16 protein-coding genes are annotated in these 16215 nt (G+C 67.5%); 7 read left to right on the top strand and 9 right to left on the bottom strand.

Annotated elements, in window-relative coordinates:
- Window positions 1–85: 85 nt before the first annotated feature.
- Window positions 86–1195 (top strand): LLM class flavin-dependent oxidoreductase, encoded by a 1110-nt coding sequence (locus IEX43_RS00080; protein ID WP_188808548.1) that lies wholly within the window; start codon window positions 86–88, stop codon window positions 1193–1195.
- Complete coding sequence (locus IEX43_RS00075) at window positions 1195–1677, top strand: MarR family winged helix-turn-helix transcriptional regulator (RefSeq protein ID WP_104184868.1); 483 nt, start codon at window positions 1195–1197, stop codon at window positions 1675–1677. The genes IEX43_RS00080 and IEX43_RS00075 overlap by 1 nt, the downstream gene beginning before the upstream one ends.
- Here IEX43_RS00075 and IEX43_RS00070 read toward each other — a convergent pair.
- Complete coding sequence (locus tag IEX43_RS00070) at window positions 1674–2480, bottom strand: transglutaminase-like domain-containing protein (RefSeq protein ID WP_188808547.1); 807 nt, start codon at window positions 2478–2480, stop codon at window positions 1674–1676. The two genes, IEX43_RS00075 and IEX43_RS00070, sit on opposite strands and share 4 nt — an antisense overlap.
- A gap of 71 nt (window positions 2481–2551) precedes the next feature.
- Entirely contained in the window at window positions 2552–3364 is an 813-nt protein-coding gene (locus IEX43_RS00065) for a hypothetical protein (protein WP_188808546.1), read from the bottom strand.
- 155 nt (window positions 3365–3519) lie between these two features.
- Here IEX43_RS00065 and IEX43_RS00060 point away from each other — a divergent pair, with 155 nt between their 5' ends.
- Window positions 3520–4182: a DUF1684 domain-containing protein gene (locus IEX43_RS00060; RefSeq protein WP_188808545.1), complete on the top strand. Its 663-nt coding sequence runs from the start codon at window positions 3520–3522 to the stop codon at window positions 4180–4182.
- Window positions 4183–4224: 42 nt separating this feature from the next.
- Here IEX43_RS00060 and IEX43_RS00055 read toward each other — a convergent pair whose 3' ends face one another.
- Genes IEX43_RS00055 through IEX43_RS00035 form a run of 5 tightly spaced genes read right to left on the bottom strand, consistent with a single transcriptional unit; the run spans window position 4225 to window position 10145 of the window.
- Window positions 4225–5379, bottom strand: coding sequence for a cysteine desulfurase family protein (locus IEX43_RS00055; protein ID WP_188808544.1), 1155 nt, complete (start codon window positions 5377–5379; stop codon window positions 4225–4227).
- 3 nt (window positions 5380–5382) lie between these two features.
- Complete coding sequence (gene nadC, locus IEX43_RS00050; RefSeq protein WP_188808543.1) at window positions 5383–6300, bottom strand: carboxylating nicotinate-nucleotide diphosphorylase; 918 nt, start codon at window positions 6298–6300, stop codon at window positions 5383–5385.
- Window positions 6293–8083 (bottom strand): L-aspartate oxidase, encoded by a 1791-nt coding sequence (nadB, locus tag IEX43_RS00045; protein ID WP_188809029.1) that lies wholly within the window; start codon window positions 8081–8083, stop codon window positions 6293–6295. Before nadB ends, nadC begins: the two co-directional genes overlap by 8 nt.
- Before the next feature lie 50 nt (window positions 8084–8133).
- Window positions 8134–9438 carry a quinolinate synthase NadA gene (gene nadA, locus IEX43_RS00040; RefSeq protein ID WP_188808542.1) on the bottom strand — a complete coding sequence of 435 codons (1305 nt, stop codon included), beginning with the start codon at window positions 9436–9438 and terminating at the stop codon, window positions 8134–8136.
- Complete coding sequence (locus tag IEX43_RS00035; RefSeq protein ID WP_188808541.1) at window positions 9435–10145, bottom strand: NUDIX hydrolase; 711 nt, start codon at window positions 10143–10145, stop codon at window positions 9435–9437. The genes nadA and IEX43_RS00035 overlap by 4 nt, the downstream gene beginning before the upstream one ends.
- Window positions 10146–10400: 255 nt before the next feature.
- Between IEX43_RS00035 and IEX43_RS00030 the strand changes: the two genes are divergently transcribed.
- From IEX43_RS00030 to IEX43_RS00020, 3 genes are all read left to right on the top strand, one after another.
- A complete protein-coding gene (locus tag IEX43_RS00030) occupies window positions 10401–11783 on the top strand; it encodes an amino acid permease (RefSeq protein WP_188808540.1) in 1383 nt (460 codons plus the stop codon).
- A gap of 73 nt (window positions 11784–11856) precedes the next feature.
- Complete coding sequence (locus IEX43_RS00025) at window positions 11857–12696, top strand: alpha/beta fold hydrolase (RefSeq protein ID WP_188808539.1); 840 nt, start codon at window positions 11857–11859, stop codon at window positions 12694–12696.
- Window positions 12697–12820: 124 nt separating this feature from the next.
- Window positions 12821–13468: a phosphoribosyltransferase gene (locus IEX43_RS00020; RefSeq protein ID WP_188808538.1), complete on the top strand. Its 648-nt coding sequence runs from the start codon at window positions 12821–12823 to the stop codon at window positions 13466–13468.
- A 126-nt stretch (window positions 13469–13594) separates the two neighbouring features.
- On the opposite strand, the gene IEX43_RS00015 is transcribed toward IEX43_RS00020, so the two are convergent.
- Window positions 13595–14926: an MFS transporter gene (locus tag IEX43_RS00015; protein WP_188808537.1), complete on the bottom strand. Its 1332-nt coding sequence runs from the start codon at window positions 14924–14926 to the stop codon at window positions 13595–13597.
- A 305-nt stretch (window positions 14927–15231) separates the two neighbouring features.
- On the opposite strand from IEX43_RS00015, the gene IEX43_RS00010 reads away from it, so the two are divergent.
- Window positions 15232–15966, top strand: a complete 735-nt coding sequence (locus tag IEX43_RS00010; protein ID WP_188808536.1) for an IclR family transcriptional regulator — start codon at window positions 15232–15234, stop codon at window positions 15964–15966.
- Here IEX43_RS00010 and IEX43_RS00005 read toward each other — a convergent pair.
- The coding region (locus IEX43_RS00005) for an integrase core domain-containing protein (protein WP_188808535.1) at window positions 15963–16215 on the bottom strand (253 nt) is incomplete at its 5' end. The genes IEX43_RS00010 and IEX43_RS00005 overlap by 4 nt on opposite strands.

The raw sequence follows: 16215 nt of genomic DNA, 5'->3' as shown, positions 1-16215 counted from the left end.
TTGTACCCTGCGGTAGATGCAAATGCATCTAAATTGGACTACACTGGGACCAAGCCCGGAGAGTCCAGGAAGGGAAAGGCACATCATGCAGATCGGTGTTTTCAGCGTCAGCGACATCACCACTGACCCCACCACGGGGCAGACCCCCACCGAGAACGAACGCATCAAGGCGTCGGTGGCCATCGCCAAAAAGGTCGAGGAAATCGGCATGGATGTCTACGCCCTCGGCGAGCACCACAACCGGCCTTTCTTCTCCTCCTCCCCCACCACAACCCTGGCGTACATCGCGGCCCAGACGGAACGCATCACGCTGTCCACGGCCACCACGCTGATCACCACCAATGACCCGGTGAAGATCGCGGAGGACTTCGCGATGCTCCAGCACCTGGCCGACGGCCGTGTTGACCTGGTCCTGGGCCGCGGCAACACCGCGCCGGTGTACCCGTGGTTCGGCAAGAACATCCAGGACGGCGTGGAGCTGGCCATCGAGAACTACAGCCTGCTGCGGAAGCTCTGGGACGAGGACACCGTGAACTGGTCCGGCAAGTTCCGGACGCCCCTGCAGAACTTCACGTCCACGCCCCGCCCGCTGGACGGCGTCGCCCCCTTTGTGTGGCACGGCTCCATCCGCACACCGCAGATCGCCGAGGTGGCGGCCTACTTCGGTGACGGCTTCTTCGCCAACAACATCTTCTGGCCCAAGGAGCACTACCAGCAGCTGATCGGCCTGTACCGCGAACGCTATGAGCACTACGGCCACGGCAAGGCGGACCAGGCCATCGTGGGCCTCGGCGGACAGTTCTTCATGCGGAAGAACTCGCAGGACGCCGTCAAGGACTTCCGTCCGTACTTCGACAACGCGCCGGTCTACGGCCACGGCCCCTCGCTCGAGGACTTCACCTCGCAGACGCCGCTGACGGTGGGCAGCCCGCAGGAAGTCATCGAAAAGACCCTGACGTTCCGGGAGTACTTCGGCGACTACCAGCGCCAGCTGTTCCTGATCGACCACGCGGGCCTGCCGCTTAAAACCGTGCTGGAACAGCTGGACTTGTTCGGCGAGGAGGTCCTCCCCGTCCTGCGTAAAGAGTACGCGGCCCGCAAGCCGGCCCACGTTCCCGAGCCGCCCACGCACGCCGGCCGGGTAGCCGCACTGCTGGCCGCCCAGGACGCGGAAAAGTCCGCCGCGGACGCGTGATGGCAGGCAAGAGCGCGGAGTCGCCGGTGCGGCTCGCCGCAGAAACCTGGGAGTCGCTGTTCCGGGCCCAGGTTGCGGTGATGCGGAAGCTGCAGTCCGGCCCGGCCTTCCGGAAGCTGGCAGTCAATGAGTACGACGTCCTGTTCACCCTGTCCCGGTGCCCGTCCGGCTGGCTGCGGCTCAATGAACTCAACGACAACGTCCTGTTGAGCCAGTCCAGCCTCAGCCGGCTGGTGGAGCGGCTTGAGAAGCGCGGGCTCATCGCGAGGATGCCCGCGCCCGAGGACGGCCGTGGTGTCCTGCTGAAACTGACGGATGAGGGCCGGGAACTCCAGAAGGAGATTGGCCGTGAGCATGTGCGCGACATCTCCGAACTCATGGGCCCGGCCCTGACACAGGCGGAACAGAAGGAACTCATGCGGCTCACCACCAAGCTGCGGAGTTCACTGGGCCCGCGGCCGCCCCGGCAGGACCCGCGCTAGCCCAGGGCCACGAGCCTGGCGGGGTCCTCCACCGGCAGGCTGCCGTTGACCACGGCAGTGACCTGCATCTGGCTCAGGCTCAGGCTTCCGCCCACCGTGGACAGGAATGCGGTGTCGGCCGAGTCCCGGCCGGCCGTGATCCGCAGCATCGACTCCCGCGGGGCCAGGCCCGTGGGATCGATCACGTGCCACCCGCCTTCCACGTAGGCTTCCGCGACGGCATGGAAATCCATGGGGGTCAGGCCGGGGGCGTACACGGCGGCCAGGCGTGCCGGAATGTCCTTGGACCTCAGCAGCGCAATGGCCAGGTGGGCGAAGTCCCGGCAGACGCCCCGGCGGCTCAGGAGGGTTTCCACGGCGCCGTCGGTCCCGCGGGAGGAGCCACTGATGTACCGCAGCTCGCCGTTCACCCAGTTCCGCACGGCGTGCAGCAGTTCCCCGCCGGTGGCTCCGTCGAATTCCGCGTACGCGGTGGGCAGGAGGCGGTCCGACTCCGCGTAGCGGCTGGGCCGGACGTAGCGGATGCGGTCAGCAAGTTCCGCTTCCTCAGGCTGCGCCTTTCCGGCGACCGTGGCGGAGTATTCCACGACCACCTCGGACGGTTCCGCGAACTCCATGTAGTGGAGCCGGCCGCCGTGGTGGTCCGGCACCTCGCTCACGGGGACCTGCGCGCCGCCAGCCGTAACGGACAGGTTTTCCTCGAAGGACGAGTAGCCGGGGTTCCTGGCGGCGGCGATGGCCATGGCCACTTTGGTGTTGGGTGTGGTCTTGAAGACCAGGCGTGCGGAAACAGTGCGTTCCATGACTCTCCGGGGGTGTCGGCAGGAAAGAAGCCGCCGCTGGTCCCGGCCGGGGATGCGGGCAGGGAACGGGACTAGTTTTTGATCTCCAGAGACATTAGCATCCGCTGGACGTTGGCGAAGTCAGCACTCTCGCTGGCGTACTTTGCGGCCTGGTCAAGGGTGTCGAATGCTTTGGCGGGCGCCACTTTTTCATCGGGCGCAAAGGCCCTGACGGACACCAGGTCACCGAAGGAGTAGTCGCCCTTACCCGCCGGCCCACGGACTATGTTGCGCAGTTCGCAGGCCTGCCCGTCGGGGCCGCCAACCACGTTTGTGATGCCGTAGGAGCCGAAGAACCGGTACCCCTGGATTGCCCGGAACACCACCCTGGGCGGAATGGTCCCCTCCCCGCCTGCGGCGGACAGTTCAACAGGCACGCTGCTGATCACGGTGTAGGGCCGCCGGGCGTCCTCGGGACAGTCGGCGGACGACGGCGGGAGCCCCGTCCGGAGCGCCGCCATGAAGGTGCCGTCCGGCTTTTTCACCTCGATCTTCAAGGCACCGGGCAGGGTTCCCTCCTCAGGTGGGACCGACTGCGCTATCCAGGTTTCCGGCAGTTCGAAGACCACGGTTTTGGCCGGATCGGAGAAAGTCTTCCACGCGGAGGCTGTGGCGGCAGGCTGGGCTGTTGCGGAGCCGGACGCAGCGGCCGTGGCGCCTGGGGATGCCGCAGCCGAAGCCGCCCCTTCCGGCGCAGCGGTGGCGGTTCCGGTGGCGCCGGAGTCACCGGGCTCCGCTGTCCATGCGGGCCCGCTGTTTGACGGGGTGGAGCAGCCGGCAAGGAGTGCGCCGGCCAGAAGCACGGCGGCTCCGGGCAGGACCCCAGCTGATGCGATGCGTCTCATGCAGCCAGCCTAACGGGACGGGGCAGCGGCAGGACCTGGCCCGGATCGGCGTTTTCTGCCACTCCCGGGGCCCAAACGAGGGGCCGGAGCCGGCCAACAGCGGTGCGTGTCGCCGCCGGCGGGGCATCACCGGCCCCGGGGACTAGGCTGGTGCTATGGCGGACATCCAGCACGGCGCAGCCGAAGATCACGTGGCGGAGATCTCCGCCGTCGACATTGCTGACTGGCGGCTGCGGACCTTTGCCTTGTACGACAATGTGCGCAAATTGTCCGTGGAAAGCCCGGCGGAAGCACATTCGTATTGGCGCCACCAGCGCGACCTTCTTTTTGCCACGCACCCCGCCTCCGCGCTGTCCGCAGCGGACAAGGCGCGCTTCTCCGGCCTCAAGACGGCTGACTATGATCCCATCTACCGTTTCCACGTCCCGCTGACCAATGAGGGTGCGGGGCGGGAGATGAGCGTGGAAACCGGCACCGACGGGGTGGTGGACTTCGTCCGGCTTGGCACGTTCGACCTTCCCGAGATGGGGCAGCTCGCCGTGTGGAAGCTGCGGGGATACGGCGGCGGCATCTTCGTGCCGTTCCGGGACGCAACCGCCGGCCAGCCCGGCGGAAGCTACGGCGCCGGGCGGTACCTGCTGGACACCATCAAGGGCGCGTTCCACGGGGTCAGCGGGACAGGTCCGGGCGCCGCGTTCGTCCTGGACTTCAACTTCGCCTACAACCCCTCCTGTGCCTACAACGAGGCCTGGGCCTGCCCCCTGCCGGGTCCGTCCAACCGGCTGGCCGTGGAAATCCCGGTCGGCGAGCTGTACTGACCGCTGAGGGCAGCAGCAAGCCCCAAGCCTTTTAGAGGACGGCTAGCCGCCGAGCGCCCGCACGCTCTCCACTGCGTGGCGGACTGCCCCCGCTGCGGTGTTGAGGTCCTCCTCCGTGACCGAGGCATCGAAGCTGAACCGGACCGCTGTCTGGGCAACCTCCGCCTCATAGCCCAGCGCCGTGAGGACAGGCGACGGCGCATCGGACCCGGCTGCGCACGCTGATCCGCTGGAGCACACCACGCCCTGCCGCTCCAGCTCCAGGAGCACGGATTCGCCGCTGGTTCCCGGGAAGCAGAACGATGCCACGGACGGCAGCCGGCGGGAAGGATGCCCGGTGAGGGCAGCGCCCGGAACGCCGGTGAGCACTGCGTTGATGAAGGCATCGCGCAGGGCCACCACACGTCGTCGCTGTTCCTCCTGGCGGGCCTGGGCAAGCGTCAGCGCCGTGGCCATGCCCACGGCACCTGCCACGTTTTCCGTCCCCGACCTGCGGCCCCGTTCCTGGCCGCCGCCGTGAATGAGCGGCTCGATCCTGGTGCGGCCACGGACAAAGAGCACACCGCATCCCTTGGGCGCCCCCAACTTGTGGCCCGAAATGCTCATGGCGTCGATGCCCAGCGTGCCGGTGTCCAGGGGCAGCCATCCCGCCGCCTGGACCGCGTCCGTGTGGAAGGGAACCCCAGCGTGCCCCGCCTCCGCAGCCAGCTCTGCCACCGGCTGTACGGTCCCCACCTCATTGTTGGCGTACATGATGCTGGCCAGCGCGGTTTCCGGACGCAGGACCGCACGGAGGGCTTCCGGCGTCACCAGCCCCGTGCCGTCCACGGGGACCACGTCCACCGCGAATCCGTGGAAGCGTTCCAGGTACCGGGCGGATTCCTCCACGGCCGGATGTTCGACGGCGCTGATCACCACCCGGTTAAACTGCGGGCGGGAAGCCTGCCGCGCCAGGGCTATGCCCTTGACGGCCAGATTGTCCGCCTCAGTCCCGCCGGACGTAAAGATCACCTCTCCCGGACGGCAGCCCAGGACAGCCGCCACTGAGTCCCGTGCACCGGCGAGGGCCGTGGCAGCTGATTCACCCAGGGTGTGGTGGCTGGAGGGGTTCCCGAAGTCGCTGGTCAGGTATGGCCACATGGCTTCCAGCACCTCGCGGCGGACCGGGGTGGTGGCGGCTGCATCAAGGAAAATCATGGCTTACCCGGCTGTCAGTTCCACGTCCAGGCCAAGGTCCAGGGCTGCCACCGTGTGGGTGAGCGCCCCGACGGAGATGACATCCACGCCGGTGGCGGCGATTCCCGCGACCGTGCTGAGGTTGACGTTGCCGCTTGCTTCCACGCGGGCCCGTCCGGCCACCAGCGTAACGCCCTGGCGGAGCTCCTCCAGCGTGAAGTTGTCCAGCATGATGGTGTCCACGCCTGCTGCCAGGACGGGTTCGATCTGGTCCATGCGGTCCACCTCGACTTCGAAGTGGGTGGTGTGTCCCAGCTGGGCCTTGGCCGCCAGGAGCAGCTCCGTCAGCCTGGCCGGGTCCCCTCCGGTCATCACGGCCAGGTGGTTGTCCTTCGCCAGCACTGCGTCAGAGAGGCTGTAGCGGTGGTTGGCGCCTCCCCCGCACCGCACGGCGAACCGTTCCAGGATCCGGAGGCCGGGGGTGGTTTTCCGGGTGTCGGTGATCCTGGCCCGTGTCCCCTCGGCCAGCTGGACGAACTCCGCGGTCCTCGTGGCGATCGCTGACATCCGCTGGACCAGGTTGAGGGCCACACGCTCGGCGAGCAGGACCGGGCGTGCCCGTCCGCTGACCCGCGCAAGGTGGGTGCCGGCGTCAAACCTTTCCCCGTCCGCCAGCAGCAGCTCCACCGTGGTGCCGGGGTCCACCAGCTGCATGGCGCCCCGGAAGACGGTGGCACCGCTGAAGACGCCGGGCACGCGGGCGTTCAGGACCGCCGTGGCGCGGGCATCGGCGGGAATGAGCAGCTGGGAGGTGATGTCCCCGGCCGGCGCGTCTTCGGCGAAGGCGCGCTCCAGGATCTCCCGGACGGGAGCAGCCGGCAGGGCGAGGTCCAGGCCAACGGCCCTGGCCGCCACGGGTGCGATTACGGAGTTTTCAGTCACGGACAAGGCTCGCTTTCGGGCGCAGGCGGGAGTGTTCTTGGAGTTCATCAGCGATGCCGGCGGCATCTGCCGGGCTGTCGCTCCGGTAATGGGCGCCCAGGGACGCAGTCCGCTCCCGGGCGGCAGCCACGAGCAGTTGCGCGGCGAGCAGCAGGTTGCGGTCCTCATGCTCCCGCGGCCCGGCCCCGGCGGCTACTGTTCCGGGGAGAACGACGGCGGCCCACCGGTCAAGGGTTTCCGTCGCCTCCCGCAACAGCACCCCATTCCGAAGCACCCCGGCCTTGGCAGTCATCAAGCGCCGAAGAGCATCCCGGGAAAACGGAGTTTCCATACCTCCGCCCCCACCGAAGCTGGCCGGCAGGCTCCCACCTGGCGCAACCGAATCGGCCACCGCACCTGCTGAATCTGCAGGGAAGGCGACGTTCGTACGGTTGCCTGAGGGTGCCCCGGAAGCATGCGTAAAGGGGAGGCCGCCCGCGGCCGACCTAGCATGCGGAGGGGCGCCCTCAGGTGACCCCCAACCAGAGGCGTCATCGGAGAGGAAATCTTCAACAGCGCGGCGGCCGAAGACGAGTCCCTCGAGGAGGGAGTTGCTGGCCAGCCGGTTTGCCCCTTGGACGCCCGTGCATGCAACTTCCCCGGCGGCGTAGAGTCCGGGCATGCTGGTCCTGGCATGGAGGTCGGTGAGGACCCCGCCCATCCAGTAGTGGGCTGCCGGGGCCACGGGGACCAGGTCCCGGGTCCAGTCGATACCGGCCGCGAGGGTCTTTTCGGTGAGGGTAGGGAACCGCCGTGCCAGGAAACCGGCTCCCCTGGCTGCCTCGATGACGCGGGCGTCAAGGTACACGTGGCCGTTGGGGTCGCCGAGCTTGGCCAGGTGCAGGGCTATGCTGCGGGAGACCACGTCACGCGGGGCAAGCTCTGCGTCCGGATGGTACGCCCGCATGAAGCGCTTCCCGTTGCCGTCAACGAGGAGGGCCCCTTCGCCGCGGACAGCTTCGGAGATCAGCAGCGGCTCGCCGGGGGCGGGACCGGCTGGCCGGACCAGGCAGGTGGGGTGGAACTGGAAGAATTCCAGGTCGGCTGTCCTGGCTCCGGCGCGGACCGCGAGCGCCAGGCCGTCGGCGGTGGCCACTGCGGGGTTGGTGGTCTGGGCAAACAGCCGGCCGGCGCCTCCCGTTGCCAGGAGGACGGCGTCCCCGTGCAGTGCTGTGCTCTTCCCGTGCTGCAGGAACTCTACTCCGGTGACCGTGCCGCCGCCGTGGAGTAGGGCGGTGGCGTGGGCACCGGTGATGACCGTCAGGACACCTGCCGCCTGCCGGGAGAGCACAGCCTGGATGAGCGCGCCGGCCACTTTCGCGCCCGTGGCGTCACCGCCGGCGTGGAGGATGCGCGGCGCGGAGTGGGCGGCCTCCAGCCCCAGCGCCGGGCCCCCGGCCGTCTCCACATCGAAACGCACGCCGAACCGCTGCAGGCCGGCGATGTCACTCCGGGCCTCCGTGCACATCAGCCGGACGGCGTCGGCGTTGCAGTACCCGGCACCGGCATGGAGCGTGTCGGTGATGTGGGCCGCTACGGTGTCACCCGGGAATGGTTCATCCAGCACGGCCGAGATCCCGCCCTGGGCGTACCAGGTGTTGCTGTGGTCCAGTCCGCCTTTCGTCAGGAGAACCACGGACGCACCGGCATCGGCGGCCAGCAGCGCCGCATACAGTCCGGCAATGCCGCTGCCGACGACGACGAGCCGGCGGCGCGCGGGCATCCCGGGCCCGCCGGGCACCATGGCTTGGCTGGACACTCTGGCCTGGCTGGACATTACGGCCTGGCTGGACATTACGGCCTGGCTGCGAGCATGCGCTCGAGGGCGGTCCGGGCATGGTCCTGGACGGACTCTGCAACGGTGATGCGGTTGACCACCCGGCCGGCCACCAGCTCCTCCAGCACCCAGGCCAGGTACCCCGGGTGGATGCGGTACATCGTGGAGCAGGGGCAGATCACGGGGTCCAGGCAGAAGATGGTGTGCTGCGGGTATTCCGCTGCAAGCCGGTTCACCATGTTGATTTCGGTGCCGATCGCGAAGGTGGTTGGCTCCGTGGCAGCCGCGATGGCCTTCTTGATGAAGTCGGTGGAGCCGGCAGAGTCGGCGGCGTCCACGACTTCCATGGGGCACTCGGGGTGGACAATCACCTGGACGCCGGGGAAGTCTTTCCTGGCCTTCTCGATCTGCCCCACGTTGAAGCGCTTGTGCACCGAGCAGAATCCGTGCCACAGGATCACCCGGGAATCGAGCAGGGCCTGCGCGTCGTTACCGCCCAGCTCCCTGCGCGGGTTCCACATGGGCATCTGCTCCAGCGGCACGCCCAGGGCTTTGGCGGTATTGCGGCCCAGGTGCTGGTCGGGGAAGAACAGCACGCGCTGGGCACGCTGGAACGCCCACTCAAGGACGGTCCTGGCGTTGGATGACGTGCAGACGATGCCGCCGCGCTCACCGCAGAACGCCTTCAGGGCTGCGGAGGAGTTCATGTAGGTGACGGGGAGGACCGGTACCCGGCCCTCGGCGTCGGGTTCGGTGCCGAAAATCTCCTCAAGCTGCTCCCAGCACTCGGCCACGGAGTCGGCGTCGGCCATGTCTGCCATGGAGCAGCCGGCCGCCAGGTTGGGAAGGATGACTGCCTGTTCGGGTGCGGAAAGGATGTCAGCGGTTTCCGCCATGAAATGGACACCGCAGAAGACGATCGCTTCCGCGTCCGGCCTGGTGAGTGCGGCGTTGGCCAGCTGGAAGGAGTCGCCCACGAAGTCGGCATACTGGATCACTTCGTCCCGCTGGTAGAAGTGCCCCAGGATGACGGCACGGTCACCGAGCGCAGCCTTAGCCGCGAGGATGCGTTCGCCCAGCTCAGCGTCGCTGGCGAGCTTGTATTCCTCCGGCAGCTGGCCCTGGCGCGGGGTGGCGGCCGGCGCAGCGTCTGCGCTGGAGGCTCCGGGACCATAGGCGGGGATGCCGGCGAGCGCCTCGGCGAGGTCGTAGTCCCACGGGCCCTTGGCCAGGGCGGGACTGCAGGTGCTGCCCTTCGCCGTCGCGCCTTGTTCCGCCTGTTCGCGCGTGATCAGCTGGATTGCTGTGTTGACGCTGCTCATGGTGTGCTCCTGTTGTCTGGGTCAAGGCCGGGCCGGCCGGTAAAGCGGTAGAGGCGCGGGGGGCGGTGCTTGCCGCCCTGGAGGTACTCGCCGGTTTCCTCTATTTCGGGGGTGGATTTCAGCTGCCTTCGGAAGTTCGCCGGATCGAGCTCACGGTCCAGCACTGCCTCATAGACCTCGCGGACCTGGGCCAGCGTGAAGTACTCCCCCAGGAGGTGGTAGGCCACGGACCCGTAGGCGAGCTTGTTGCGCAGCCTCCAGAGGGCGTAGTCCACGATCGCGTTGTGGTCGAAGGCCAGCTCCCCCAGCCGGTCCGCCCGGAACCACCGGACGTTTTCGGACTCATCGGCGAGCGCGGCTTCCGTCGGCTGGACCAGGGCCCAGTACACGATCGACACCACCCGCTGGGTGGGTGAGCGGTGCAGCCCACCGAACGCATACAGCTGCTCCAGGTAGCTGGGGGCGAGCCCGGTGGTCTCCCTCAGGTTCCGGGACGCGGCGTCCTGGAGTGACTCCGCGTGGCTGAGCGGACCGCCGGGAAGCGCCCAGAGCCCCTTGAAGGGCTCCCTGATCCGGCGGACCAAAGGCAGCCAGAGCGTGGGCCGGCCGGAGCTTTCACTGGGCCGGAGGGCAAAAATGACGGTGGAGATGGCCAGTGAGGGGGGTGCCGCCTGGCGCTCCGAGACATTCGCAGAGCTGGAGTACATGTTCCACCGCCTTCCTGGCAGCAGGGGCCCTTGTTCGGCAAGGGCCCGGTCTAGTTATGGTCAGTATGACCAAAACTAATTGTACGGGCACGCGCCGTGGAAACACCAAATGTTTCTGCCCGCCTGCCCGGACTTTCCACCGGGCACTCCGCTAAGCACTCCACTGCGCCGAATACCGCCGGCGGGACGGAGGCGGTAAATTCAAGTGGTCCCACAAGGAGCCATCATCCAGACCCCAAGAAGGTTCACGGCATTATGACGACGAAGTCCACCACAGCACGACCCGAAGGGCGCCGCCTGCATCCCGTCCACAGCATGAAGCCCAGGCAGCTGACCATGATGGGGTTGGGCAGTGCCATCGGCGCTGGGCTCTTCCTGGGTTCAGGCGCCGGCGTGCAGGCCGCCGGCCCGGCGGTCCTCATTTCGTACCTGGTGGCCGGCACCCTCATCATCCTGGTCATGTGGGCGCTGGGCGAGATGGCCGCCGCGAACCCCAACAGCGGAGCCTTCTCCGTTTATGCCGAACGCGCCCTGGGCAAGACCGCCGGAGCCACTATCGGCTGGCTGTGGTGGCTCCAACTGGTGGTGGTCATCGCCGCCGAAGCCCTCGGCGCTGCGGCCCTCCTCTTCTCCGTCTGGCCCGCCGTTCCGGTCTGGGCCCTGTCGCTGGTGTTCATGGTGGTCTTCACCGGCATCAACCTTGCCGGGGTACGGAACTTCGGGGAGTTCGAGTTCTGGTTCGCCATCCTCAAGGTGGCTGCGATTGTGCTGTTCCTTGCGGTAGGCGCCGCCCTGCTCCTGGGCCTGCTGCCGGACGTCGCCTCGCCGGGGCTGTCCAACCTCACCGCTGATTTCGCCCCGCAGGGCCTCGGCGGCATCGCCTCGGCGCTCTTCGTGGTCATCTTTGCGTTCGGCGGCACGGAGATCGTGTCCGTGGCGGCAGCGGAGACCGAAAATCCAGAGCGGAGCGTGGCCAAAGCCATCCGCACTGTGGTGTGGCGCATCCTGGTCTTCTACATCGGCTCCGTCTTCGTCATCGCCGCTGTCCTGCCGGCAACCTCCCAGAGCCTGTCCTCACCCTTCGCCGGCGTCCTGGACGCCGCCCGGATCCCCGGTGCCGGCACGGCCATCACCCTGGTGGCCGTCGTCGCACTCCTGTCCGCTCTGAACGCCAACCTCTACGGGGCCTCACGCATGGCCTACTCCCTCGCCCAGCGCTCGGCCGCACCCCGGTTCCTGACGCGGCTTCACGGCGCGAACGTGCCCGTGCTGGCCGTCGGGGTCTCGGTGGCGTTCGGATTCATCGCCACAGTGCTGGAACTCCTCTTCCCCGAACGGATCCTGCCGGCGCTGTTCCAGCTGGTGGGGTCCACCTGCCTGGTGGTGTGGGGAAGCGCCCTCGTGTCGCAGCTGATCCTTCGGCGCCGCGCTGACCGCGCCGGCACGCCCCTGCCCCTGCGGATGAAGGGCTTCCCCGGCCTGACCATCCTGGGACTTGTGCTTCTGTCCATCATTTTCGCCGTGGGTTTCAGCGCCGAAGGCAGCCGCATCCAGCTGTTCAGCACATTTGGGCTCATCGCCGGCATCGCTCTGGCCTGTGCATTGGGAGCCCGGCTCACGCAGCGGGCCGGCAGGTAGAGTAACGTCCAAAAGCAAGAGGCACCGAAGCGCCGGGTCCGCCCGGGCGCCGTAGTTGATGAGGACTGACACCATGAGCGGCAGGCACAGCGGCCAACAGCAGACGCATACCGTGGAGGGCACGGACCCGCAGCTCTACGTGGCGGTGCACGAACCCGCCGCTGACGCCGGGCTCCGCCCCGTCCTGCTGGTACACGGCTTCTCCTCGTCGAGCAAGCTCAACTGGGAGGACACCGGCTGGGTGGCAGCGCTCCTCGATGCCGGGCGGCGCGTCATCACGGTGGACCTGCCCGGGCATGGCCGCAGCGGCGCGCCGGAAGACCTGGACTCCTACTCCCCCAGCAGGATCCGCGCGGACCTGCTGCAAACAGCGTTCGACGCCGGCGTTCGGCCTTTGCAGGAGGGGGAACCTTCCAGCGGCCTTGACGTGGTGGGCTACTCGCTGGGTTCCCGGCTCGCCTGGGAGTTCGGCGCAACCCAGCCGGAAATCACGCACCGCCTCGTCCTGGGCGGTCCCAACGTCTCCGATCCCTTGGCGGAGTTCGACCTTCGGGCCGCACAGGACTACCTGGCCGACGGCACGCCGATCGCGGACGAATCCACGGCCCAGCTGCTCAAGATGGCGCTGCTGCTGCCCAGCAACAACATCTTCGCGCTGCTCTCCCTTGTGGAGGCCATCAAAGCCGAACCCTACGACCCTGCAGAAGCCGTGCCCCACGTCCCCATGCTCCTGGTGGCCGGGGACAAGGACGAACGCGCCGGCAGCCTGCCGCAGCTTGCTGAACTGGCGCGGAAGGCCGGAGGGACGGCCGAACAGCTGGTCCTTCCCGGCCGGAACCACACGAACGCTATCACCAGCAGGGCGTTCAAGCAGGCGGCCGTCAGGTTCCTGGCCGGCCAGGAACCTGCCTGAGGGCCGCTTTCTTCCGGCCCGTTCCAGAGACGGTTCGTCAGGCGGATTTGCCGGTACCCGGGGGCGCCTGCCGTCCCCGCAAACGGTAGGCTGAACTTTAGGCTGGAAGAGCCTGGAGGGACTGATGGGCACGTTTTTCGAAGACCGTACGGACGCCGGTGAGCGGCTCGCCGCTGTACTAACGCAGTTCCGGGAGCGGCCAAACACAGTAGTCCTGGGCCTGGCCCGGGGCGGTATCCCGGTAGCGGCCGCCGTCGCCAAAGCCCTCTACCTGCCCCTCGGAACAGTCCTGGTCCGGAAGCTGGGGATTCCCGGCCACGAAGAAACGGCCTACGGGGCACTGGCGTGGGTCCGGGGCCGCACCGTCCGGCTGATCAACAAACCCCTGCTGGACCGGGTCCTCGAACACGGCGTGCACCAGGAGTGGCTGGACGCGGTGGAGCAGCGGGAGCGGACCGAGATGCTCCGCCGCGTGGAGATCTACCCCGGAGCGGACCTGGACGTGGCGGGAAAGACCGTCCTCCTGGTCGACGACGGCCTGGCCACCGGAGCCACCATGAGGGCAGCGGTAGAAGCAGTGCGTGGGGGCGGCGCGGCCACCGTCGTGGCCGCCGCCCCGGTGGGCTCCGTGGAGGCGGCGGCGTCCGTGGAGCGGGTCTGCGACGCCGTGATGTGCCTCCACTTGCCCGGCAAGTTCCGGGCGGTAGGCAGCTTCTACCGGCATTTTGACCAGCTGTCCGACGACGAAGCGATCAGCGTCCTCGAGCAGTAACGCCGCGGGCCCCTACGTTTCGGGGGAGGCAAGGGGCCCGGTACCGCACAGGAGGCCCTTACGGCGAAGCGGGCCGGACCGCCATGGTCCGGCCCGCCGTCGTCCTGCACTGGGCGGTGCTGGGGATCAGTGGTGGCTGACGCCGAGTGGCCGCCCCTTGGTTTCCTTGGCCAGGACCACACCAACGGCGGAGATGACGCACAGGATCATGATGTAGATGCCGATGGAGCCTGTCCACTTGGTGGCCTGCAGCAGGGTCTCAGCGATGGTCGCTGCGAACGCGCCGCCCAGGATGGCGCCGAACGCGTAACCGATGGAGATTCCCGAGTAGCGCACGTTGGCCGGGAACATCTCGGCGTACATTGCGGACATCGGTCCGTAGGACAGTCCGAGCCCAATGGTGAGGACAAACAGCGCCAGTCCGTACAGCCAGATGTTCCTGGTATCGATGAGGGCAAACATGGGAATCATCCAAACAAAGATGATGGCGTACCCGGTCAGGAACGTCTTGACCCTGCCGATCCGGTCCGAGATCCAGCCGCCCGCCAGGGTGAAGATCAGCCAGCCGAAGGAGGCAAGCGTGGTGGCCAGGAGAACCTGGGGCGTGGGCATCTGCAGCGTCCGGGTGGCGTAGGCAATGAAGAAGGCGATCAGCAGGTAACCGGCGGCATTGTTGCCAATGAAGATCATGGTGGAGTACAGGACCGGCTTCTTGTGGTTGCGGATCAGTTCTCCCAGCGGGGCCTTGCTTTCCTTCTTCCGTGCTGCCATTTCCTGGAAGACCGGGCTTTCGGCCACGGCGCGACGGATCAGGTAACCAACAACGATGAGGACAATGGAGAGAAGGAAAGGCACCCGCCAGCCCCATGAGGTGAAATCTTCCCGCGACATGCTGGTGTTGAGCAGGAAGAGCAGCCCGGTGGCCAGGATCATGCCGATCGGCACGCCGATCTGCGGGTAGGCGCCGAACAGGCCGCGCTTGTTGAGGGGTGCGTGTTCCACCGCCATCAGGGCCGCGCCGCCCCATTCGCCTCCTGCAGAGAACCCCTGGAGGATGCGGAGGAGGATCAGCAGGATTGGGGCCCACGCGCCGATCTGGGCATAGGTCGGCAGCATGCCGATCAAGGCGGTGGCAGCACCCATCATCACCAGGGTCATCACAAGCACTGCCTTGCGTCCCAGGCGGTCGCCCAGGTGCCCGGCCACCACGGCACCGAGGGGCCGGAAGAGGAAGCTGATGCCGATCAGGGCAAACGAGAGGATCTGCGCCAGGCCGGGGTCGGACTCGTTCAGCGGTGCCAGGAACAGCGGTGACAGCAGCGTTGCCGTCAGCTGCGCGAAGATGAAGAAGTCGTACCACTCGATGGTGGTACCGACGAGGGTGCCGGCGAGGACCTTGCGTTCCTCCCGCCGGGAGCTGGGACCGGCGAGTGTGTCCACCTTGGAAGGTGTGGTCATTGAAACTCCATTGTTCAAGGCAGCAGTGCTGCCGGGACGCCTTCAGGATTACCGACAGAACGGTCAGTTAGTTAGTAGGGTACACCGAAAATGTGAGGCGGAACACGGCCTCCCGGAACTTTCTTGCGCGGTTGGCAGAAGAGGCTTGCATCTCCGTGGCGCCCGCTGCCCGGTACCCGGCGCCCGTGGACTCCCCAAAGCCCGAGTTCTATATTTGGAATGCCGTTTCGTATTCAGGACGCCAACCCGGGTTAGCCGGCCCGGCCTTGGGGCGTCGCCCATACCCGCCACCTAGGATGGACACCATGAATCCCACCGCTGCAGCCCCGGCCGGAGCAGCGCCGGCGCAGGCTTCCCCCTCCCAGACCCTGTCGCGGGGAATCCGTGCCCTGGAGATCATGGCGGCAGCGCCCGGGCCGCTCACCATCGCGGAACTGGCCGACGCCATGGGCGTGCACCGCTCGGTGGCCTACCGGATCCTCCGTACCCTGGAGGACCATTCACTCCTGGTACGAGACGACGCCGGCCGGGTCCAGCCGGGGCCCGGGCTTGCGGTCCTGGCGCGCGGCGTTTCCCGCAACCTGCAGGCTGCCGCACTGCCGGAACTGACGCAGCTGGCCAATGCCCTGGATATGACGGCGTTCGTCGCGGTGTGGGACCACCACGACTGCATCACCCTGCTCACGGTGGAGCCCCGGCATTCCGGTGCCACCGTGGCGCAGCATCCCGGCACCCGCCACCCCATCAACGCCGGCGCGCCCGGGATCGCCATCCAGTCCGCGCTCACCGAGGCGGAATGGGACCGGCTGGCCACGGGCATCCCCTACCGCCCCGAGGCTGCCGAAGCCCGCCGCACAGGCTATTCGGCCAGCCACGATGAGGTGATTGCGGGAGTTTCCTCCCTGGCCGCGCCTGTCAGGGTTCCCGGCGGCCGCCCTGCTGCGCTGGCCGTCGTCTATATCCGCTCATCCCGTGATCCCGCGGCGGTGGGAGCCGCGCTGGTTGAGAGCGCGGCAAGGATTGAACGGCAGCTGGCCTAGGTGTACTGCCCAGGCAGGTTGGTTAAGCGGCTGATGGGCGGGTGGCCTCCGATTGCGGTGTGGGGCCTGTGGTGATTGTAGTGGTGCAGCCATGCCGGGAGGGCGTTTCTGCGGGCTGATTCCGTGGCGTAGAAGCGCTTGAAGGCCCACCCGTCGGCAAGGGTTCTGTGGAAGCGTGCGATCTTGCCGTTGGTCTGTGGGCGATATGGCCGGGTCTTCTTTGCCGTGATCCCCAGTTCTTGGCAGGTG

It is taken from the genome of Pseudarthrobacter polychromogenes (assembly GCF_014644495.1).
Taxonomy (GTDB): domain Bacteria; phylum Actinomycetota; class Actinomycetes; order Actinomycetales; family Micrococcaceae; genus Arthrobacter; species Arthrobacter polychromogenes.
Note: the sequence above shows the minus strand (reverse complement) of the source record. Positions and strands in the feature narration are given on the sequence as shown.

Coding starts and splice junctions, on each gene's coding strand:
- IEX43_RS00015 (WP_188808537.1), bottom strand. CDS start 14,926: ATGACCACACCTTCCAAGGTGGACACACTCGCCGGTCCCAGCTCCCGG.
- nadB (WP_188809029.1), bottom strand. CDS start 8,083: ATGGTGCCCGGCGGGCCCGGGATGCCCGCGCGCCGCCGGCTCGTCGTC.
- IEX43_RS00035 (WP_188808541.1), bottom strand. CDS start 10,145: ATGTACTCCAGCTCTGCGAATGTCTCGGAGCGCCAGGCGGCACCCCCC.
- IEX43_RS00025 (WP_188808539.1), top strand. CDS start 11,857: ATGAGCGGCAGGCACAGCGGCCAACAGCAGACGCATACCGTGGAGGGC.
- IEX43_RS00065 (WP_188808546.1), bottom strand. CDS start 3,364: ATGAGACGCATCGCATCAGCTGGGGTCCTGCCCGGAGCCGCCGTGCTT.
- IEX43_RS00080 (WP_188808548.1), top strand. CDS start 86: ATGCAGATCGGTGTTTTCAGCGTCAGCGACATCACCACTGACCCCACC.
- IEX43_RS00020 (WP_188808538.1), top strand. CDS start 12,821: ATGGGCACGTTTTTCGAAGACCGTACGGACGCCGGTGAGCGGCTCGCC.
- IEX43_RS00075 (WP_104184868.1), top strand. CDS start 1,195: ATGGCAGGCAAGAGCGCGGAGTCGCCGGTGCGGCTCGCCGCAGAAACC.
- IEX43_RS00010 (WP_188808536.1), top strand. CDS start 15,232: ATGAATCCCACCGCTGCAGCCCCGGCCGGAGCAGCGCCGGCGCAGGCT.
- IEX43_RS00060 (WP_188808545.1), top strand. CDS start 3,520: ATGGCGGACATCCAGCACGGCGCAGCCGAAGATCACGTGGCGGAGATC.
- IEX43_RS00030 (WP_188808540.1), top strand. CDS start 10,401: ATGACGACGAAGTCCACCACAGCACGACCCGAAGGGCGCCGCCTGCAT.
- IEX43_RS00055 (WP_188808544.1), bottom strand. CDS start 5,379: ATGATTTTCCTTGATGCAGCCGCCACCACCCCGGTCCGCCGCGAGGTG.
- nadA (WP_188808542.1), bottom strand. CDS start 9,438: ATGAGCAGCGTCAACACAGCAATCCAGCTGATCACGCGCGAACAGGCG.
- IEX43_RS00070 (WP_188808547.1), bottom strand. CDS start 2,480: ATGGAACGCACTGTTTCCGCACGCCTGGTCTTCAAGACCACACCCAAC.